The 19,727-nt window shown below is 67.2% G+C and carries 20 protein-coding genes; 9 read left to right on the top strand and 11 right to left on the bottom strand.

Annotated elements, in window-relative coordinates:
* Nucleotides 1-112 precede the first annotated feature (112 nt).
* From GGC47_RS07975 to GGC47_RS07960, 4 genes are all read left to right on the top strand, one after another.
* Nucleotides 113-427 carry a hypothetical protein gene (locus GGC47_RS07975; RefSeq protein WP_112764515.1) on the top strand — a complete coding sequence of 105 codons (315 nt, stop codon included), beginning with the start codon at nucleotides 113-115 and terminating at the stop codon, nucleotides 425-427.
* Nucleotides 424-1,884, top strand: coding sequence for a methyl-accepting chemotaxis protein (locus tag GGC47_RS07970; protein ID WP_113254721.1), 1,461 nt, complete (start codon nucleotides 424-426; stop codon nucleotides 1,882-1,884). The genes GGC47_RS07975 and GGC47_RS07970 overlap by 4 nt, the downstream gene beginning before the upstream one ends.
* Before the next feature lie 44 nt (nucleotides 1,885-1,928).
* On the top strand, nucleotides 1,929-2,717 hold the full coding sequence (locus GGC47_RS07965; protein WP_142022494.1) for an ATP12 family chaperone protein: 789 nt from the start codon (nucleotides 1,929-1,931) through the stop codon (nucleotides 2,715-2,717).
* Nucleotides 2,718-2,847: 130 nt separating this feature from the next.
* Nucleotides 2,848-4,377: an acyl-CoA carboxylase subunit beta gene (locus GGC47_RS07960; protein WP_429067579.1), complete on the top strand. Its 1,530-nt coding sequence runs from the start codon at nucleotides 2,848-2,850 to the stop codon at nucleotides 4,375-4,377.
* A gap of 9 nt (nucleotides 4,378-4,386) precedes the next feature.
* Here the strand turns inward: GGC47_RS07960 and fabF are convergent, their stop codons facing one another.
* The 6 genes from fabF to GGC47_RS07930 all read right to left on the bottom strand — a co-directional run bounded on the left by fabF (nucleotide 4,387) and on the right by GGC47_RS07930 (nucleotide 9,945).
* The gene (gene fabF, locus GGC47_RS07955; RefSeq protein WP_142021896.1) at nucleotides 4,387-5,652 is read right to left on the bottom strand and encodes a beta-ketoacyl-ACP synthase II; all 1,266 of its coding nucleotides are present in this window, start codon (nucleotides 5,650-5,652) and stop codon (nucleotides 4,387-4,389) included.
* 9 nt (nucleotides 5,653-5,661) lie between these two features.
* The gene (locus tag GGC47_RS07950) at nucleotides 5,662-6,177 is read right to left on the bottom strand and encodes a winged helix-turn-helix transcriptional regulator (protein ID WP_038358609.1); all 516 of its coding nucleotides are present in this window, start codon (nucleotides 6,175-6,177) and stop codon (nucleotides 5,662-5,664) included.
* 87 nt (nucleotides 6,178-6,264) lie between these two features.
* Entirely contained in the window at nucleotides 6,265-7,407 is a 1,143-nt protein-coding gene (locus GGC47_RS07945; RefSeq protein WP_133563306.1) for an ABC transporter permease, read from the bottom strand.
* The gene (locus tag GGC47_RS07940) at nucleotides 7,404-8,297 is read right to left on the bottom strand and encodes an ABC transporter ATP-binding protein (protein ID WP_142021922.1); all 894 of its coding nucleotides are present in this window, start codon (nucleotides 8,295-8,297) and stop codon (nucleotides 7,404-7,406) included. The genes GGC47_RS07945 and GGC47_RS07940 overlap by 4 nt, the downstream gene beginning before the upstream one ends.
* Nucleotides 8,298-8,326: 29 nt before the next feature.
* Nucleotides 8,327-9,286 carry an HlyD family secretion protein gene (locus GGC47_RS07935; protein WP_142021895.1) on the bottom strand — a complete coding sequence of 320 codons (960 nt, stop codon included), beginning with the start codon at nucleotides 9,284-9,286 and terminating at the stop codon, nucleotides 8,327-8,329.
* Nucleotides 9,283-9,945 carry a CerR family C-terminal domain-containing protein gene (locus GGC47_RS07930; protein ID WP_142021894.1) on the bottom strand — a complete coding sequence of 221 codons (663 nt, stop codon included), beginning with the start codon at nucleotides 9,943-9,945 and terminating at the stop codon, nucleotides 9,283-9,285. The genes GGC47_RS07935 and GGC47_RS07930 overlap by 4 nt, the downstream gene beginning before the upstream one ends.
* A gap of 161 nt (nucleotides 9,946-10,106) precedes the next feature.
* Here GGC47_RS07930 and GGC47_RS07925 point away from each other — a divergent pair, with 161 nt between their 5' ends.
* From GGC47_RS07925 to dksA, 3 genes are all read left to right on the top strand, one after another.
* Entirely contained in the window at nucleotides 10,107-11,480 is a 1,374-nt protein-coding gene (locus GGC47_RS07925) for an MBOAT family O-acyltransferase (protein WP_142021893.1), read from the top strand.
* A gap of 10 nt (nucleotides 11,481-11,490) precedes the next feature.
* Nucleotides 11,491-12,483, top strand: coding sequence for a hypothetical protein (locus GGC47_RS07920; RefSeq protein ID WP_429067574.1), 993 nt, complete (start codon nucleotides 11,491-11,493; stop codon nucleotides 12,481-12,483).
* 184 nt (nucleotides 12,484-12,667) lie between these two features.
* Nucleotides 12,668-13,090 (top strand): RNA polymerase-binding protein DksA, encoded by a 423-nt coding sequence (gene dksA / locus GGC47_RS07915; RefSeq protein ID WP_038358616.1) that lies wholly within the window; start codon nucleotides 12,668-12,670, stop codon nucleotides 13,088-13,090.
* Between the two features lie 134 nt (nucleotides 13,091-13,224).
* On the opposite strand, the gene GGC47_RS07910 is transcribed toward dksA, so the two are convergent.
* The gene (locus GGC47_RS07910; RefSeq protein ID WP_142021891.1) at nucleotides 13,225-14,151 is read right to left on the bottom strand and encodes a LysR family transcriptional regulator ArgP; all 927 of its coding nucleotides are present in this window, start codon (nucleotides 14,149-14,151) and stop codon (nucleotides 13,225-13,227) included.
* A gap of 68 nt (nucleotides 14,152-14,219) precedes the next feature.
* On the opposite strand from GGC47_RS07910, the gene GGC47_RS07905 reads away from it, so the two are divergent.
* Nucleotides 14,220-14,846: a LysE/ArgO family amino acid transporter gene (locus GGC47_RS07905; RefSeq protein ID WP_142021890.1), complete on the top strand. Its 627-nt coding sequence runs from the start codon at nucleotides 14,220-14,222 to the stop codon at nucleotides 14,844-14,846.
* Nucleotides 14,847-14,996: 150 nt separating this feature from the next.
* Here the strand turns inward: GGC47_RS07905 and GGC47_RS07900 are convergent, their stop codons facing one another.
* Nucleotides 14,997-16,190: an MFS transporter gene (locus tag GGC47_RS07900; protein ID WP_429067570.1), complete on the bottom strand. Its 1,194-nt coding sequence runs from the start codon at nucleotides 16,188-16,190 to the stop codon at nucleotides 14,997-14,999.
* A gap of 230 nt (nucleotides 16,191-16,420) precedes the next feature.
* On the opposite strand from GGC47_RS07900, the gene GGC47_RS07895 reads away from it, so the two are divergent.
* Nucleotides 16,421-16,870: a winged helix-turn-helix transcriptional regulator gene (locus GGC47_RS07895; RefSeq protein ID WP_133563292.1), complete on the top strand. Its 450-nt coding sequence runs from the start codon at nucleotides 16,421-16,423 to the stop codon at nucleotides 16,868-16,870.
* Nucleotides 16,871-17,046: 176 nt separating this feature from the next.
* Here GGC47_RS07895 and flgH read toward each other — a convergent pair whose 3' ends face one another.
* From flgH to flgG, 3 genes are read right to left on the bottom strand one after another with little or no spacing between them, the layout of a single operon-like run.
* Nucleotides 17,047-17,799 (bottom strand): flagellar basal body L-ring protein FlgH, encoded by a 753-nt coding sequence (gene flgH, locus GGC47_RS07890; RefSeq protein ID WP_051987465.1) that lies wholly within the window; start codon nucleotides 17,797-17,799, stop codon nucleotides 17,047-17,049.
* Nucleotides 17,800-17,819: 20 nt separating this feature from the next.
* Complete coding sequence (gene flgA, locus GGC47_RS07885) at nucleotides 17,820-18,902, bottom strand: flagellar basal body P-ring formation chaperone FlgA (RefSeq protein WP_142021888.1); 1,083 nt, start codon at nucleotides 18,900-18,902, stop codon at nucleotides 17,820-17,822.
* Nucleotides 18,903-18,919: 17 nt separating this feature from the next.
* Nucleotides 18,920-19,711 (bottom strand): flagellar basal-body rod protein FlgG, encoded by a 792-nt coding sequence (flgG, locus tag GGC47_RS07880; protein ID WP_038358621.1) that lies wholly within the window; start codon nucleotides 19,709-19,711, stop codon nucleotides 18,920-18,922.
* Between the last annotated feature and the right edge of the window lie 16 nt (nucleotides 19,712-19,727).

Raw genomic sequence — 19,727 nt, 5'->3', positions numbered from 1 at the left:
GAGGCGGGCATACCGTAAAGTAATCATTTCAAATTTACGAATTCGCAAGGCAAACCCTGCAACCTGAGCGATAGCTTTGGGCCTGCAAGGCCGCGAGGCCGGGGGGTGCAGGATGCGTGAGATCGGCTTTGGCCTGGCCTTCGGCATCGTCATGGCGCTGGGCGCCTTCCTGATCGCGGCCTGGCCCGCCCAGGGACGCCCCGTCGCGGCCTTCTTTCCGGCGGGCAGTTCGGCCCGCGCGATGTCGGCCGCCATCGCCGAAGCCGGCGGCAGCCTGATCGAGATCAACGCGGGATCCGCCGTCACCATCACGCTGGGCGAGGACGACGGCTATGTCACGGCGCTCTATCGCGCCGGCGCCTGGCTCGTGATCGATGCCAGCCTCGCCCGGCTTTGCGTGGGCTCTGCGAAAGGGAGCGGCCAATGAACGACGTCGCGCGGTTCCGTGCGCAGTTCGCCCGCCTGCTGCTCATCATTCTCTGGATCAATGCCGGCCTGATGTCGCTGACGCCCGGCGCCCAGCTCCTGCTCGGCCAGCAGACGCTCATTCTGGCGGGAATCGGCCTGGCGGCGCTCGGCACGCTGGCGCTGTATCTCTACCGCATCGACTGGCCCGCGCGGCAGATCACCAGCATGGCGACGCTCGGCCAGGTCATGCTGCTGGTCTACGCCTTCGCGGGACATCCCTATCAATCCGACATGCACATGTATTTCTTCGCCATGCTGGCCGTCCTGGCCGGCTGGCTCGACTGGCGCATTTTCCTGCCGGCCACCGTCGCGATCGCGGCCCATCATCTTGCCCTCAGCCTTCTGCAGCCTGCCGGCGTGTTTGCGAATGGCGGCGACACCGGCCGGGTCCTGCTTCATGGCGCGATCGTTTCCGTGCAGGCGGCCGCGCTGAGCTTGCTGGTCTGGGCTCTGCGGCAAGCGCTTGAGACGTCCGAAACGGAGCGCCGGCAGGCCGACGCCGCGCGCGAGATCGCTGACGAGGCGCGCCGCCATGTCGCCGAGACGACCGCGAAGGCCGCCAGCGAGCGCCAGCGGATCCTGAACGTCGTCGCGAATGATTTCGAGAATGCCATCGCCGGAATCGCCCGTGACGTGATCGCCTCCGTGCAATCGCTGCGCGCCGCATCGCAGCAGATGAAGCATGGTGCCGTCGAAGTGCTGCAGCGCTCGACAGCCGCGTCGCGATCCTCGCGCCAGACCTCGGCCAATGTGGTGGCGGTGACGCAGGTCACTTCGGAGCTCGCCCAATCCTTCGCCGAGGTCGACCGGCAGGTGGCCGAGACCGCGCGCATCGTCGGGGCCGCGACCCTGCAGGCTGGCAACGTCCTCCATACCGTCGGCGACCTGTCGCGCAAGGCCGACGAGATCGGCAACATCGCCGGCGTGATCTCGACGATCGCCAAGCACACCAACCTGCTCGCCCTGAATGCCTCGATCGAGGCGGCGCGGCTCGGCCGCTCCGGCGGCGGCTTCACCATCGTGGCGCAGGAGATCAAGTCCCTGGCGACGCAGACCTGGCGGGCCACCGAGGAGATCCAGGGGCAGATCGAAGCGATCCACCAATCCGGCTCGGAAGCCATCGCCGCGATCGACGCGATGAACCTGACGATCGGCTCGCTCAACCAGATTTCCGGGGCGGTCGCCATCGTCGTCGAGCAGCAGAACGTGGCGACGGCCGGCATCGCCGAGAATATCCGCCAGGCCGCGGACGAAACCGTCACCGCGGCTGGCCATATCGACATCGTCAGCCGCGTCGCGGCCGAGACGGACGAGGCGGCCAGCCACATCGCCCTGTCGGCCGATGAACTCTCCCTGCAATCCTCGCATCTCGATGCCGAGGTGGCGCAGTTCCTCGGGCGCGTGCGCGCCGCCTGAGCCACGTGGTTTCGTGCCGGGCGCGAATGCGTTATGGCAGCGCCATGTCCACCGACGATTTCCTCGCCCGCTTCGGCTCGCCCGGCGCCAGCCAGCCCGACCCCGTCGCAGCCGCCCAGCAGGCGATGCGCAATCCCCTGCCGGCCCGGTTCTACAAGGAAGCGGGCGTCATCGAGCGCGATGGCCTGTTCCATGTCGCGCTCGACGGCAAGACCGCCCGCACCCCTGCCCGCAAGCCGCTCGCGGTCGGCTCGCGCGATGTCGCGGAGGCCCTCGCGGCCGAGTGGGAACGGCAGGCCGAACGGATCGACCCGGCACAGATGCCGCTGACCCGGCTCGTCAATTCGGCGCTGGACGGCGTCGCGGATCAAGAGGAGGCCGTGCGCGCCGAGATCGTCCGCTATGCCGGCTCCGACGCGCTCTGCTATCGCGCCGGCGAGCCCGAGGCTCTGATCGCGCGCCAGAACGACGTCTGGCAGCCCATTCTCGGCGACATCGAGGCGCTGATCGGCGCCCGCTTCCTGCTGGCAGAGGGCGTCGTCTTCGCGCAGCAGCCGGAAAGCACGCTCGCAGCCGTCGCCCGGCACGTCGGGACGATCCCCTCTCCGCTGGCGCTCGCCGGTGCGCACAACGTCATGACGTTGACGGGTTCTGCCATCCTCACCCTGGCGCTGGCCAACGGGCTGATCGATCCTGACGCCGCCTGGAACGCCGCCCATCTCGATGAGGACTACCAGATCGGGATCTGGGGCCAGGATGAGGAAGCGGCCGAGCGCCGCGCCATTCGCCGGCGAGAATTCGACGCGGCCGTGCTGCTGCTGACGAAGGGCTGAACGCCTGGGAGTTCCGGAGCCGGCGGCATGATGCCCTCGCACGCTTCGGCAAATGTCGCAATGGACTCTCGCGGCAGCCCCGCTTAAGCCGGCTTTCGAGACGCGTTTTTCCCGCCGGGAGCCTGCCGCCATGAAGGATATTCTCGAACAGCTCGAATCGCGGCGCGAGGGCGCGCGCAAGGGCGGCGGCGAACGGCGCATCGAGGCGCAGCACAAGCGTGGCAAGCTCACCGCCCGCGAGCGCATCGAGCTCCTGCTCGACCGCGACTCCTTCGAGGAGTTCGACATGTTCGTGCAGCATCGCTGCGTCGATTTCGGCATGGACAAGGCCGAGAAGATCCCCGGCGACGGCGTCGTCACCGGCTGGGGCACGGTCAATGGCCGCACCGTCTTCGTCTTCTCGAAGGATTTCACCGTCTTCGGCGGCTCGCTCTCCGAGACCCATGCCCAGAAGATCACCAAGATCCAGGACATGGCGCTGAAGATGCGCGCACCGATCGTCGGCCTGTTCGATGCCGGCGGCGCTCGCATCCAGGAAGGGGTGGCTGCGCTCGGCGGCTATGGCGAGGTCTTCAAGCGCAATGTGCAGGCGTCCGGCGTCATCCCGCAGATCTCGGTGATCATGGGCCCCTGCGCCGGCGGCGACGTCTATTCGCCGGCGATGACCGACTTCATCTTCATGGTCCGCGACACCAGCTACATGTTCGTCACCGGCCCCGAGGTGGTGAAGACCGTCACCAACGAGACCGTGACCTCCGAGGAGCTCGGCGGCGCCAAGGTCCACACCTCCAAGTCCTCGGTCGCCGACGGCTCCTTCGAAAACGATGTCGAGGCGCTGCTGCAGGTGCGCCGCCTGCTCGATTTCCTGCCCGCCAACAACACGGCCGGCGTCCCGGAATGGCCGTCCTTCGACGTGCCCGACCGCGTCGACATGAGCTTGGACACGCTGGTCCCGGACAATCCGAACAAGCCCTACGACATCAAGGAATTGATCCTGAAGACGGTCGACGAGGGCGACTTCTTCGAGATCCAGGCGGCTTACGCGGGCAACATCGTCACCGGCTTCGGCCGCATCGAGGGCCGGACCGTCGGTATCGTCGCCAACCAGCCGATGGTGCTGGCCGGCGTGCTCGATTCCGACGCCTCGCGCAAGGCCGCCCGCTTCGTGCGCTATTGCGACGCCTTCGAGATCCCGATCGTCTCGCTTGTCGACGTCCCAGGCTTCCTGCCGGGCACGGCGCAGGAATATGGCGGCCTGATCAAGCACGGCGCCAAGTTGCTCTTCGCCTACAGCGAATGCACCGTGCCGCTGGTCACGATCATCACGCGAAAAGCCTTCGGCGGCGCCTATGACGTGATGGCGTCGAAACATATCGGCGCCGACGTCAATTACGCCTGGCCCACCGCGCAGATCGCGGTGATGGGCGCCAAGGGCGCGGTCGAGATCATCTTCCGCGGCGGCGACGCCGAGACCATCGCGCGCCAGACCAAGGAATACGAGGACCGCTTCATGTCGCCCTTCGTCGCGGCCGAGCGCGGCTATATCGACGAGGTCATCCTGCCGCATTCGACGCGCCGCCGCATCGCCCGCGCACTCGCCATGCTCAGGACCAAGAACGTCGAACGCCCGTGGCGCAAGCACGACAACATCCCGCTCTGAGCGGGCGGCTCATGGCCAGCGCCTGAACACTGCGCTGGCATTCACCCCGCCGAAGCCGAAGCCGTTCGAGATGGCGTGTTCCATCGCGACCGGCCGCGCCTCCTTTGCGACGAGGTCGAGCCCGGCTGCCGCCTCATCCGGGTTTTCCAGGTTGAGCGTCGGCGGCGCGATCTGGTCGCGCAGCGCCAGGATCGTGAAGATCGCCTCCAAACCGCCGGCCGCGCCGAGCAGATGGCCGGTCGCCGATTTCGTCGCGCTGATCGCGATGCCGCCCTCGGTGCCGAACACCGCCTTGATGGCGGCAAGCTCGCCACGGTCGCCGACCGGCGTCGAGGTGGAATGGGCGTTGAGATGGGCGATATCCGCCGGCCGGAGCCCGGCCTGCTTCAGCGCGGTCTCCATCGCCCGCCGCGCACCGGAGCCGTCCTCGGGTCCCGAGGTGATGTGATAGGCGTCGGCGCTGGTGCCGTAGCCGGTCAGTTCAGCCAGGATCGTCGCGCCGCGCGCCTCGGCATGCTCCAGCGCCTCGATCACCAGCAGGCCTGCCCCCTCGCCCATGACGAAGCCGTCGCGGTCCCGGTCGAAGGGCCGCGAAGCCTTTTCGGGCTCGTCATTGAAGCCGGTCGAGAGCGCCCGGGCCGCAGCGAAGCCACCCAGCGCGACGAGATCGACGCAAGCCTCGGTGCCGCCGCAGAGCGCGATATCCGCTTCTTCCGCCCGGATCATGCGCGCCGCATCGCCGATCGCCTGCACGCCGGCGGCACAAGCGGTGACCGGCGCGCCGATGGGCCCCTTGAAGCCATAGTCGATCGAGACATGGCCGGCGGCGAGATTGACCAGGAAGGAGGGCACGATGAAGGGCGAGAGCCGGCGCACGCCGCGCTGGTCGGTCGTCCGCACGGCCTCGACGATCGCCGGAAAGCCGCCGATGCCGGAAGCGATCACCGTCGCCGTACGCTCGCGCTCCAGCTCGGTTTGCGGCTGCCACCCCGCCTGTGTCAGCGCTTCCCTGGCGGCGACCAGCGCGAACTGGATGAAGCGGTCCATCTTGCGCTGGTCCTTGGGCGCGATCACTGTATCGGGATCGAATCCGCCCTCGTCATCCTCCATTTTGGAGGGAACGACGCCCGCGATCTTGGCCGGCAAGGTTTCGGCGATCGCATCCGGCAGGCGGCGCAAACCGGAGCGCCCGGCAAGCAGGCGCCGCCAGACGATCTCGGTTCCACAGCCAAGGGGCGAGACCACACCCATTCCGGTGACGACGATACGGCGCATGGAGAGCTCCTATTCGGGAGAGACCGGCGCAGCTGCATCCCGCGCCGCCACGATGGCGAGGCGTTGCAGCATGCCGGGGCTGGCCTGGGGGCCGGCGATGACGGTGACGTTGTTGGAATTCACGGGCTGCCGGGTCTCGGCATCGGCATAGGCCGGTACAACTTCCCGCCCGCTCTCCCGATCGGCGAGCACTAACGCCTGCCCTTCCGGCGCGAGATGCCGGTTGCCGAAGGCGACCAGCGCCGCGACCACGGGGAAGAAGTCCCTACCCCGCTCGGTCAGCACATACTCGTGACGCTTCGGCCGCTCGCTATAGATCCTGCGCTCGAACAAACCCGCTTCGGTGAGATGCTTCAGGCGCCGCGCCAGCATGTTCGGCGCGATGCCGAGGCTGCGCTGGAACTCGTCGAAGCGGGTGAAGCCCTGCAGCGCATCGCGCAGGATCAGGATGCTCCACCACTCGCCCACCGCTTCGACGGCGCGGGCGCAGGGACATTCGGCAAGCGGGGAAAGCCGGGGCTGCATGGTCCTCGCACTAATGATGTAACTATCATTTTGCAAGCCACTATCGCAGCGGCGTGTCCGCCGCCGTGATGGCGCCGGCAGCTTCCTTCAATCCAGCGTGCTCCGGAACCGCATCAGCGCGAGGCCCGCAAAGACCGGCACGAACAGGCTGAGATAGAACACCTCGTCGCCGATATCGCCGAGGCCCGCGCCCTTCAGCATGATCGCCCGGATGATGCGCAGGAAATGGGTCAGCGGGAAGATTTCGCCCAGCGTCTGCGCCCAGCCCGGCATGCCGGCGAAAGGGAACATGAAGCCCGACAGCATCAGCGAGGGCAGGAAGAAGAAGAAGGTGAGCTGCATCGCCTGGAGCTGCGTGCGCGCCACCGTCGAGATGGTGTAGCCGAGCAGCACCAGGGCCAGCACGAAGATCAGCACGCAAGCGAGCAGCAGCCCGAGCCCGCCGAGGAAGGGCACCGCGAAGAGCAGCCGGGCCGCGCCGAGCACGATCACGACCTGGACGGCGCCGACGGCGAGATAGGGCAGCACCTTGCCGAGCATGATCTCGCCGGCCGTCACCGGCATGGCGAGCAGGTTCTCCATCGTGCCGCGCTCGACCTCGCGGGTCAGCGCCATCGCCGTCATCATCACCATCGTCATCTGCAGGATGACGCCGAGCAGACCGGGCACGATGTTGTATTGCGTGATGTTCTCGGGGTTGTAGCGGCGATGGATGACGAAGGAGAGCCCGTCCCCGGCGGCGGCCGCCGGGTTCGTCTCGGGCTCGAGACCCTGGGTCCGCTGCAGCGCCCGGCTCGCGATCGCTCCCAGCGCCGAAACCGCGCCGCTCGCAGCGGCCGGGTCGGTCGCATCCGCCTCGACCAGGAGCTGCGGCTGGTCGTTCCGCTCGACCCGGACGCCGAAATCGCTGGGAATGGTGACGAGGAAGGAGATCTCGCCCTTCGCCATCAGGCTCTCGGCCTCCGCCGCGCTCTGCGGCCGTTCGCGGAAGCGGTAGTAGTTCGAGACCTCCAGCGCCGAGACGACGGCGCGGGTATAGCGGTCTTGGCCCAGCGCCAGGATCGCCGCCGGCAAGCCGCGCGGGTCATTGTTGATGGCGTAGCCGAAGAGCAGGAGCTGGACGATCGGCACTGCCAGCATCATCGCGAAGGTGATGCGGTCGCGCCGCATCTGCACGAATTCCTTGGCCAGCATCGCGCCGAGCCGGCGCGGGGAGAACAGCGCGATCATGCCGCCCGCTCCCGCGCATCGCTCATGAACTTGATGAAGACGTCTTCCAGGCTGGTTTCGCCGGGCTCGACCTTGATGCCGGCTTCCCGCTTCAGCGGTTCGAGCGCCGCTTCCAGCTTGCCCCGGTCGGTGCCAACGACATGCAGCGTCGCGCCGAAGGCGGCGACCTGCTCGACCCCGTCGGCCGACGACAGAGCCTTCATCTGGGCGGGCTTCACCGCCCCGTGGACGACATAGGTGACGAGGCCGGAGCCGCGCACCACCTCCTCAACGGTTCCGGTCGCCAGCATGCGGCCATAGGCGATGTAGCCGATGCGGTGGCAGCGCTCGGCCTCGTCCATGTAGTGGGTCGAGACCAGCACGGTGAGCCCGTCGCCGGCGAGACGATGGATCTCGTCCCAGAATTCGCGCCGCGCCTTGGGGTCGACGCCGGCCGTCGGCTCGTCGAGCAGCAGCAGTCTGGGCTGGTGCATGATGCAGGCGGCGAGCGCGAGCCGCTGCTTCCAGCCACCGGAGAGCGTGCCGGCGAGTTGGTCCTTGCGCGAGGTCAGTCCGAGCCCGTCCAGCGTCTTCGCCACCGCCTCCTCGGCGGGCTTCAGCTCGTAGAGGCGTGCCACGAAGGTCAGATTCTCGGCGATGGTCAGGTCCTCGTAGAACGAGAATCGCTGGGTCATGTAGCCGACCTGGCGCTTGATCGCCGCGCTCTGCGTGCGAACGTCGAGCCCGAGCACGGTGCCCTCCCCGGCATCGGGCTTGAGCAGCCCGCAGATCATCCGGATCGTCGTCGTCTTGCCCGAGCCGTTGGGGCCGAGGAAGCCGACGATCTCGCCTGTCGCGACCGCCAGATCGACATCGTCCACCACCGTGCGCGGTCCAAAGCGCTTGGTCATGCCGCGCACGTCGATGGCGAGGCTCGTGCTCACCGCTGCCCCCGCAAGGTGACGTCGACGATCTGCCCCGGCTGCAGAGCCGATTGCGATCCGCCATCCGGCCGCGCCTCGACGAGATAGACCAGCTTCTGGCGTGTCTGCTCCGAATAGATCACCGGCGGCGTGAATTCGGGCTCCGGCGAGACATAGGTCACCGACGCCGTCAGCCCAGGCACGCAACCGTCGCAGTGGACCTGCAATGGCATGCCGGGCTTCACGCTGGAGATCCAGCTTTCCGGGACATAGAGCATCAGCTTGGCGGCCCCGTCCGGCAGCAGCAGCACGACCGGCGCACTCGGCCCCGCGAGCTCCCCGACGCGCCGCAGCACATCGCTGACGCGGCCGGCCGAGGGCGCCACGAGGCGGCGCTGCTCCAGCCGCCAGCGTGCCTGTGCCAGCGTGGCCTTCGCCTGCTCGACCGCGTTCTCGCTCGCCTTGATCTCGTCGGGACGGGCCGGCAACTTCGCGACGGCGAGATTTGCGGCGTTCTGGCGCACGCTCGCGGCGGCGACATCGCGCGCCGTTTCCGCCTGGTCGAAATCGGCCTGGGTCGAGACGCCGCGCCGCAACAGATCCTGTCGGCGGTCCAGCGCCCGCTCGGCCTCGCGCTGCTGCGCCTGGGCGGAGGCAAGGTTGGCCTCGATCACCGCGATCTCTTCCGGCCGCTTGCCGCTGCGCAGGTTGTCGAGCTGCGCCTGGGCCTGCACCAGCCGCGCTTCGCTCTCCCGGAGGCTGTGCTCCGCATCGGTCGTTTCCAGAGCGGCGACGAGCTTGCCGGCCTCGACGCGATCGCCCCGGCGCACGTCGATCCGCTCGATCCGGGCCGTGTCGATAGGGCCCATCCGCACATATTCGCCTTCGACATAGCCGGCGATGCGCACCGTATCCGGCGCGCAGGCGCCGAAGGTGGAGGCGATGAAGGCGACCGAGCACAGAAATCCGAGGATCATGGGCGTTCTCCCCGTGCTGCGAGAATCGTGGCGGTGATGGCCGAGCGGATGCTGCCCGCGATCGCCCTCTCCTCCGCCTCGCCGATGCCGCTCCAGCCCATGCGCCGCGTCACCGCAGGGCGCGCCAGGCGGAAATACAGGAGCTGCCCGATCATCGCGAAGACGCCGATGCGGGTGCGTTCGGCCTCCGCCTCGATGCCGGTCGCGGCGGCCCAGAGGCGGCAGAGACGGCCATGAACCGGCCCGACCAGCCCCTCATAGAGGATGTCGAAGGCCGGGCTCGGCTCCATCATCTCGCGCACCACGAAGCGGGCGATCGCCTCGCTTTCCGGGTTGCGCACGATGAAGGTCGTCGCCCGGCCGACGAGGGCGAGAATCGCCTCCAGAGCCGCGTCAGGCCCGAGATCGACCGGTACGGGCGGCGGCGCGGCGTCTCCGAGCAGCCTTTGCCGGATGGTCTCGACGACGGATTGCGCGCAGGCCTCGCGCAGCCCGCCCTTGCCGCCGAAATGATAGGCGATGCCCGCGCTGTTGACGCCCGCAGCCTGGGCGATCTGCCGGATCGAGCTCGCCTCGAAGCCGTGCCGCCCGAACAGATCCAGTCCAGCCCTGATCAGAGCCGTGCGGGTGCCTTGATCGTCGAGAGAGAGCGCTGGCATGGCCGAAGCGTACCATAACCACCAAATTCAATCAATCGATTGATTGAATTTGGTGAGCACTCCCTTGCACCGCGTGGTCGGAACAAGCGCGTCGATGCATCACATGACTCGCCGGAAAGATTGGTCTAAGGCGGAAACCATCCTTTCAATCCGCCTGCCAGATGCTCTTCAATTCGTTCGTCTTCCTGCTTGCCTTCCTGCCGCTGGCGCTCGCTCTGCATTGGCTGGCGGAGCGCTTCGCGCCGCGTCTGCGCCTGCCGGTGCTGGTGCTGCTCTCCTTCGCCTTCTACGGCTACTGGGACTGGCGCTTCCTGCCGCTGCTGGTCCTGTCCATCGGCGTGAACTGGCTGATCGCGGAAAGCTTTCAGAAGACCAAGGCCAGCGGGCTGATCACGCTCGCGATCGTGCTCAACCTCGCCGTTCTGGCGGTCTTCAAATACTTCAACTTCTTCGCCGATCTCGCTGGAATGATTCCCGGATTGCCGGCGCCGAAATTCGACATCGCGCTGCCGCTCGGCATCTCCTTCTTCACCTTCCACCACATCATGTACCTGACAGATCTGCGGCGCGGCGAGGCGCCGCGCTACGATCTCGTCCGCTACGCGCTCTACATCGCCTTCTTTCCGCAGGTGCTTGCCGGCCCGCTGGTGCGCTGGCGCGAGATCATGCACCAGCTCGACGAGCGCCCCTATCAGCGGCCCGACGCCGCCGAGCGCATCGGGCGCGGGCTGATGCTCCTGACCCTCGGCCTCGCCAAGAAGGTGCTGATCGGCGACCCGCTCTCGGAATACGCCAACCCGGTCTTCGCGGCCGCCGCGGCCGGCAAGGTCGTCAGCGTGATGGAAGCCTGGCAGGGGACTCTCGCCTTCACCTTCCAGATCTATTTCGACTTCTCCGGCTATACCGACATGGCGCTGGGCCTCGCCCTGCTCTTCGGCGTCGTGCTGCCGCAGAATTTCGAGGTGCCCTATCGCTCGGTCTCGATCCAGGATTTCTGGCGGCGCTGGCACATGACGCTCTCGCGCTTCCTGCGCGATTATCTCTACATCCCGCTCGGCGGCTCACGCTCCGGCCTGCCGACCCAGCTCTGGGCGCTCTTCGCCACCATGGCGCTCGGCGGCCTCTGGCACGGGGCCGGCCTCCACTTCGTCGCCTGGGGCGTCGCGCATGGACTGGCGCTGATCGTCGCCCTGTTCTGGCGTCGCGCCGGGCTGCCGATGCCCGCCCCTCTCGGCTGGCTCCTGACCTTCCTCTTCGTGGTGCTGTGCTGGGTCCTGTTCCGCGCCACGAGCTTCGACGCGGCGGTGACCATCTACAAGGGGCTGTTCGGCCTCGCACCCATCGGAACCGGCCTCAAATGGCGCGCGCTGCTGCCGGCCGCCGCCTTCGCCATCATCGGCCCGACAGCCTGGAGCCTCGCTCACAAGCTGCCGCCGGCCCGCTGGATCGCCGTGCTGAGCGGCCTCCTGTTCATCATCATCCTGCTCAAGATCGGCGAAGACGCCAATTATGAGTTCATCTACTTCCAGTTCTGAAACCCCGGGCATGGCCGGGCGGACGCAATGGGAGCGCTTCACCGCGACGCTGCTCGCTGCCGCGACGCTGTTCGCCGCCGTCTTCCTCGTTACGGCCTTCCTGCTCGACCCCTATGATACCGGCCGCTCACCGCTGAAGCTCAAGGAGGGCGTGCGCCCGCAGGGACCGCGCACCGCTCTGGCGAGCCGCGGCCGCGACCCGCAATTCACCGGCGCGATCTTCGGCAACTCGCATGTCCAGCTCCTCTCGCCGGAGCATCTAAAGGCGAAGACCGACATCCCCTTCGTCTCACTGGTGGCCCCCGCGACGCGCCCGAAGGAGATCATATTCACCATCGACTGGTTCCTGCGCCATCACCAGGCGACGCCCCCGCAGGCGATCGTCGTCGGCGTCGACGCGTTCTGGTGCACGCCGGACCCGGCTCTGCCGAACGACAAGTCCTTTCCGTTCTGGCTGCTCAGCCGCAGCCTGACAGCATATCTCGCCAAGCTGATGCGCTACGATTTGGTCGAGGAGATCCCGCGGCGGATCGCCTATCTGACTTCGTCCACGGCCGAGCGCGGCCGGCCCGACGGGTACTGGGACTATGAGGCAAGCTACCGTGCCCAGGGCTATGCGACCCGGCCCGATCTGCGCGAGATGCTCGAAACGCCGGTCGAGACCGGCGGCGGCAATGCCAACGGCCCCTTCCCCGCTGCAGCCGCCCTCGAGGCGATGATGAAATCGGCCCCGCCCGAGACAAAGCTCATCCTCGTTCGGCCGCCGGTCTATGTCTCGGCTCTTCCCAAACCGGGCACGCCTGACGGCTCGGCCGAGGCCGCCTGCCTCAAGGCCTTCAGCGATTTCGCGGCCCGCAGGCCCCTCACCACCTTGCTGAACTGGCGCATCGACCGCCCTGAACTGCACGATTCGAATCTCTTCTTCGACCACACACATTACCGTCAGCCGATCGCCCGGCTGATTGAGGACGACATCGCCGCAGCGATCCGGGCGATGGATTGAGGCGGATTCAGCTGAAAAGCCGGCAGAATCCGCCTTTTGACCGACGTCAATCACGAAGCGGTTGAAGCTGTGTCGGAAGCGATTGTTCCGCTTGAAACGGATCGCTATAAGGGCGCGAAATCGGCTCACCCTCCCGCGGCAAAGCCGAAGGGCGCGTGAGCGGACAACGCAAGAGAGCGCGCCCATGTCGAAGCAGATCATCCTCGATGCGGACTACAAGCCGAGCGATGACGAGCCGTTCATGAACGACCGTCAACGCGAGTATTTCCGTGGCAAGCTCCTCGCCTGGAAGGACGAGATCCTGAAGGAGGCGAAGGAGACCCTCGTCGCCCTGCAGAGCGAGAGCGAGAACCACCCCGACATCGCCGACCGGGCCTCCTCCGAGACCGACCGCGCCATCGAACTGCGCGCCCGGGACCGCCAGCGCAAGCTCATCGCCAAGATCGATTCGGCGATCGCCCGCATCGACGACGGCTCCTACGGCTATTGCGAGGAAACCGGCGAGCCGATCTCGCTGAAGCGCCTCGAAGCCCGCCCGATCGCCACGCTCTCGCTGGAAGCCCAAGAGCGCCACGAGCGCAACGAGCGGGTCTTCAGGGACGATTGAGTCGCGGCAGACAGTCTTCCGGCATTCTCTAAAAGGCCCCATACCCACAGGCATGGGGCCTTTTGCGTCGGTAGCCGGGCATCGGAAACCCGATAGACTCACCCGCCGGAAAACATCGGATACCCGGACAGCGGTCAGTCGTGCCCGGGAAGCTGCTCCGGCGCTTGAACCGGCGCCAACCTTCGGGCCGCGACGGAGCGCACGGCGTCCGTCAATCGGTCGAGCAGGCGCGCCGTCAGTCTCGTGCGCTGCCAGTAGAGCGTGACGGCAATCCGCCGGTAAGGCGGCAATTCGATCAGCCTTCCGGAATCGAGCAGGGGCAACGCGAGGGGCAAAGGCGCCATCGACCAGCCCAGACCCGCCAGCGTCATGTCCAGCATGCCTTGGGTCGACGGCGTCCAATGGATCGCGGATGAAACCTCCGTTCCCCAGGCCGCCCGCGCCCAGCGGGACTGCAACTCGTCCCGCCGGTCGAAGCGCAGCACCGGAGCGCGCCGAAGGCCGGCCGCATCGACGCCCGCATCGAAGAACCGGCCCAGGAAATCGGGGCTGGCGACGGCCACATATTCGATAACGCCCAATGGATAGATCCTGCAGCCGACAACGGGAGTGGGATCGGCTGTGACCGCGGCCAGAACTTCGCCGGCGCGGAGACGCTCGGCCGTATGGGCCTCATCCTCGAGGACGAGGTCGAGCAGAGCGCCGGTCTCCGCTGCGAATTGCGTGGCCACCGCGGGAAACCACGTGCTGACGCTGTCCGCATTCACGGCGACACGCACCGTATGAGGGCCGGTTTCCTGACCGGCCAATCCGGGCAGGTCATGGACGACTTCGCTTTCGAGCAATCGGACCTGCTCCATATGGGCGCAAAGCTTGGCGCCGATCGCTGTGGGCCGGCAGGGCGTACCTCTCGTCAGCAGGATTGCCCCGACCCGCTCCTCCAGCCCTTTGACGCGCTGGGAGATCGCCGAAGGCGTGACACAGAGTGCCGCAGCCGCCTTCTCGAAACTGCCCTCGCGCACCACGGCGGCAAGGGCCGCGAGGGACAGGTAGTCCAGCATTAGCATTCCTAAATCAGATTAAGAAAATTGAGCTATACTACATCGTCGCCTCGACGCATCAAGGCGGCATGACCACCGCTCTTCTGTCCGCCTTCGTCAAAGGCTTCGCTCTATCCGCCGGGCTGATCATCGCGATCGGCGCCCAGAACATGTTCGTCCTTCGTCAGGGCCTCAAGCGCGAGCATGTCTTGCCGATCGTCCTGTTCTGCGCGGCCGCCGACGCGGTGCTGATCGTGGCGGGTGTCAGTGGTCTCGGGAGCATGCTCGCCGTCGTGCCGGGACTATCGCTGGCTCTCGGGCTGGGAGGCGCGGCGTTCCTCAGCTGGTATGGCGCCTCGGCTCTCCGGCGGGCGGCCCATCCGTCGGCACTCACCGTTGACCGGCAGGCCAGCATCAGCCTCGGCGCCGCCATCGCCGGAACCGCCGCCTTCACCTTCCTGAACCCCCATGTCTACATCGACACGGTGATGCTGATGGGTGCGGTCGGCGCAAGTCTCCCGCCGACGGAGCGTCTCCCCTTCATGGCTGGCGCCGTGATGGCCAGCTTTGCCTGGTTCGCGTCGCTGGGCTTTGGCGCCCGCTTCCTCGCCCCGCTGTTCTCCCGGCCTGGCGCATGGCGCATCCTCGACCTCGCCATCGGCGTCATGATGCTGACGCTGGCAGCCAGTCTCGCCCGCGGCGCGCTCACGAATTGATGCCTGGGCTTCCTGTGGCCGACCTCTTCGGCGACAGGATCAGGTTGGACCATCCGCAAAAAGCCCCGCGTCGGGAGGACGCGGGGCTTGAAGCTCGGGGAGCATGGTGGGCTGTCGGCTGCTCGGGAGGCCGCAGCGCCGTCCGCGCATCTAGCCGGAGATCCGTCTCGTCGCGGCTTCCGGGGTCGACTTCAGCGTGAGGGCCCAGAAGGCCAGTGTCGCGAGACTGATCAGCGCGCCCGCGGCGCACACGCCGGGCCAGCCCGCATGGGCATAGATGACGGTCGATGTCGAGGAGCCGGCCGCGCTGCCGATCGAATAGAAGATCATATACGCCGCCGTCAGGCGGTTCTGCGCATCGGGCCGCGCGCGATAGATCATCGCCTGATTGGTGACATGGACAGCCTGAAGGCCGAAATCGATCACCAGAACCCCGGCGATCAGCCACAGGATCGAATGCTGAAGCTGGACCATCAGCAACCATGCCAGCAGCATCAGCGCGAGCGCGATCCCCGTTAGGCGTTGACCGTAGCCGCGATCGGTCCAGCGTCCCGCCCGCGTCGCCCCGAGCGCACCGGCGGCGCCCGCCAGGCCGAAAAGACCGATCTCCGTATGGGACAGCGAGAAGGGCGGCGCACTCAGCGGCAGGACGAGCGGGGCCAGCAAGGTCGTGATGTTGGCGAAGATCAGCATGGCGATGACCCCACGGATGCGCAGGGTAGGCTCCGTGACGATCAGGGTGACGAGCGACGCGATGAGGCGCCCATAGGACAAGCCGGCGGGCTTGCGCTCCTGCCGCGGCAGCACTCTCCAGAGCAGCAGCACGATCGCCATCGTGAGAGCCGCAGAGACGAAATAGACCGTTCGCCAGCCGGACAGGTCGGTGAGAGACCCGGCAACGGTTCGCGCCAGCAGGATGCCGAGGACGATCCCGCTCGTGACCACGCCGACGATATGGCCGCGTTCCGACGGGCGCGCCAGGCTCGCGGCATAGGCGACCAGAGCCTGCGTCACGACGGCCAGAAGGCCCACCGCCGCCATCGAGGCGAGCAGCATCGCAGCCGAATGCGAGACACCGACACAGGCAAGAGCCAGCACGGACAGCAGGGACTGGCCGATGATCAGCTTGCGGCGATCGAGAAGATCCCCCAGCGGAACGAGCAGCAGCAGGCCGAGCCCATAACCCAGCTGCGTTGCCCCGACGATCAGCCCGGCGACGCTGCGGGACAGATCGAGATCGTCGGCCATGACATCGAGCAGCGGGTGCGCGAAATAGGCGTTGGCAACGGCAAGCCCGCTCGCCGCGGCGAACAGCAAAATGGTGCGGCCGTTCAGCGAAGGCATCTCGGGCGGCGCCTCCCCTGCGACCCGGTCCGCGGCCTGAACGGTCCCGTCCCCGTTTGGAGGACGAACGCTCTCCTTCGCGGCGCTGGGCAGCGCCGCGTCCTGATCCAAATCCATTGCAGACCTCAGGCATCAGTTTTATGATGAAACCAAATTGGGCATAACGATATGAGTTTCATCATGCAACCAAAAAGAAGCGGATCGATCGCCCGCAGGTGGGGAACGGGCTGATGGTCGCTCGCAAGAGCCTGAAGGGGGATTATTGTCCCAGCGCGCGCTCCCTGGACGTGATCGGGGACTGGTGGTCGCTGCTGATCGTTCGCGATGCCTTCGACGGCATGACCCGCTTCAGCGAGTTTCAGAAAAGCCTCGGCATCGCCCGGAACATCCTGACCGATCGGCTGAAGACATTGGTCCAGAGCGGGATTCTCGACGCGGTTCCGCTGGGCGATGGCGGAACGCGCGTGGAATATCGCCTGACCGCCATGGGCAAGGACCTGTTCCCGGTCATGGTCGCGCTGCGCCAGTTCGGCGAGCGCCATCTCTTCGCGCCGGAGGAAAAGCATTCCCGCCTGGTCGAGCGCGAGACCGGCCAGCGCGTGAGCCTCGACGTGCGCACCGAGGACGGCCGCGCCATCGGGCCGGATCAGGCGGTGATCCTGAAGATCGAGGACGACTGACATGGAAAAGCCCCGCGTCGGGAGGACGCGGGGCTTCTGGCCGCCTGCCTTTGAAGCTTGGGGAGCGTGGCGGGCGGCCGGGGCTGTCGGCGGCTCGGGAGGAACCGCCGGCCGAACCGGAGCGGAGACAAGGGGGAGCGTTCCGCGCCGGCCGGATTTCGAAAGATCGGCGCGGCTCAGAAGGGCAGCAGGATATCCATCACCTGCTGGCCGTAGCGCGGCTGCTGGACATCGGTGATCTGGCCGCGGCCGCCATAGGCGATGCGGGCCTGGGCGATCTTGGTCGAATCGATGGTGTTGTCCGACTCGATGTCCTCCGGCCGGATGACGCCGGCGACGATCAGCTCGCGCACCTCGAAATTGACGCGGATCTCCTGCTTGCCCTCGATCACCAGGTTGCCGTTCGGCAGGTTCTGGGTGACCACCGCCGCGACATTGGTCGCCAGCGTCTCGGAGCGGTTGATCGAGCCCGCGCCCTGGCTGGACGAGTCCGAATCGAGCTTGAGCAGCGAGTCGGCCTTGGCGCCGTCCGGCAGGAACTTGTCGAGCTTGTTCTCGAAGCCGAAGGTGTTGGCCGCCCCGAAATCCTCGCCGTTCTTGCGCGAGCGTTGGGTCGTGTTGTTGAGCTGGGCCTTGTCGGTGACCTTGACCTTGACGGTGACGAGGTCGCCGACATTGCGGGCGCGCTGATCCTTGAAGAAGGCGCGCGAGCCGGTGCGCCAGAGCGAGTTCGGTGCGAAGGAGGCGTGCTCCATCGCCGGCATCGGCATCTGGACGGGCTTGTAGCCCTTCGCCGCGGTCGGGTCCTCGACAGGCGAGAGTGTCGGGGCCTGCCCGACATTGGCGAGCCGGTCGCCGACGCCGCAGGCCCCGAGCGAGGCGGTCAGCAGCAAAAGGCCGGAGAGCTTGAGGATGCGGTTCGGGATCATGACGCTTTCCACGACGATACTCACTGGGCGCTGGCGATGCGGCCGATGGCCGGCTTGACCGAGACGCGGCCGGGGCCGGTGATGGTGCCCTGCAGCGTGCGCTTGGACTGGGGATTGGTGACGGAGACGACATCGCCCATCGCGCCGGAATCGTTCGTCCGGCCGCGCATGGTGATGAGCAGGCCCGGCCCCTCATAGACGATGGTGACGAGTTCGCCCTTGGCGACGATCTCCTCGCGCTGGACGTCGCCAGTGCGCAGCGGCACGCCGGCGAGCAAAGCCCGGCGCGCCACCTTGTCGATGGCGGCGCGGGAATCGCCGATCAGCTCGCTGCCCTGGCCGTCGCGTGGGCGCCGCTCGACGATGACATCGTCCCGGCCGAGCGTCTCGCCGCGCGCGATCGCACGCTTGGGCACCACCACCTCGACCGTCTCGACAAGCTGGCCCAGGATGCGCAGCGGCTTCAGCCGCATGGCGGCGCTGCCGGGCACTGTGAGCCGCGCCTGGAGGCGCCGGCTGCGGGCATCGAAGGAGAGGTCGGACACGGCGATCTCGCCGGTCAGCTCAGGCTCGATCGCCACGGGCGGCACGCCACCGTCGATCGCGAGCGCGAACATGCGGGCATCGACGCCGAAGCGCTCCTGCAGCCCGGCCTTCACCGCCGCTTCGATCTCGTTGGCGCCGATCCGCCGGGCGGCGCGGGTCACCACAACCTGAGCGAAACCCTGGCTCTCCAGCTCCGCCGCGTCCCGGATCACGCCCGCGGCACGGGCCGCCTCGACGATGCGGCCGACCTGGATCGTGCCGGTCTCGCCGAGCGCCGGCGCCCGGAAGGCGGCCATACCGGCGAGATCGCCGGAAAGCCCCGAGATCAGGTCGCCATAGGTGACGAGGTCTCGAACGAGATTGAGCTCCGGCCGCAGGACGAGCCTGTGCGTGGGAACGACGGCCACGGCCGGCGCCGGAGCAGCTTGCGTCGCAGCCGCCGAAGCGATGGCGACCGGAGCGGTCCCGCTCCGTGCGCGAGGCTGCTGCGCCAGCGCCGTGCCGGCGTCGAAGGCCGCGGCGGCGAGCAGCAATCCTGTGAGGGTGAGGCGGATCATGATGCTGGCCCTCCCGATCAACCGCGGAACATCTGCGTCGTCGCCGACATCATCTGGTCGGCGGCGGTGATGACCTTGGAATTCATCTCGTAGGCGCGCTGGGCCGCGATCAGCGACGAGAGCTCCGTGACCGCCTGAACATTCCCTTCTTCGAGGTAGTTCTGCTGCAGCGTGCCGAAGCCCTCCCCGCCGCCGAAGCCGTCGATCGGCTGGCCGGAGGCGGCCGTCTCGACGAACAAATTGTCGCCGATCGATTCGAGACCGACCTTGTTCACGAAGCGGGTGAGCTGGATCTGGCCGAGCTGCTGCGGCGCGGTCTGGCCCGGAATCGTCGCCTCGACGATGCCCTGGGCGTTGATGTTCACCGAGGCGGCGTTGTTCGGCACGGTGATGCCGGGCTCGACCAGGTAGCCGTCGCGGGTGACGAGCTGGCCCTGCGCATCGAGATCGAAGGAGCCGTCGCGCGAATAGGTCGTCCGCCCGTCCGGCATGCGGATCTTGAAGAAGCCCTCGCCACGCAGCGCCAGATCGTAGGGCTTCTCGGTCGGGCTGATGTTGCCCTGCGTCATGACGCGGCCGGTCGAGACCGTCTTGACGCCCGAGCCGATGAAGGTGCCAGCCGGAACCTGCGTGTTCTGGTCCGAGCTGGCCGAGCCGGCGCGGCGGAAATTCTCGTAGAGCAGATCCTGGAAGTGAATCTGCTGGCGCTTGTAGCCGGTGGTCCGGACGTTGGCGATGTTGTTGGAGATGACCTGGACGTTCATCTCCTGGGCCATCATGCCCGTGGCGGCTGTCTGCATGGCGCGCATGGGAGGGCTTCCTTTC

Origin of the sequence: Allobosea sp. OAE752, from assembly GCF_050433265.1 — a bacterium.
Lineage (GTDB): Bacteria > Pseudomonadota > Alphaproteobacteria > Rhizobiales > Beijerinckiaceae > Allobosea > Allobosea spartocytisi.
This window is presented reverse-complemented; position numbering and strand designations above follow the sequence as displayed.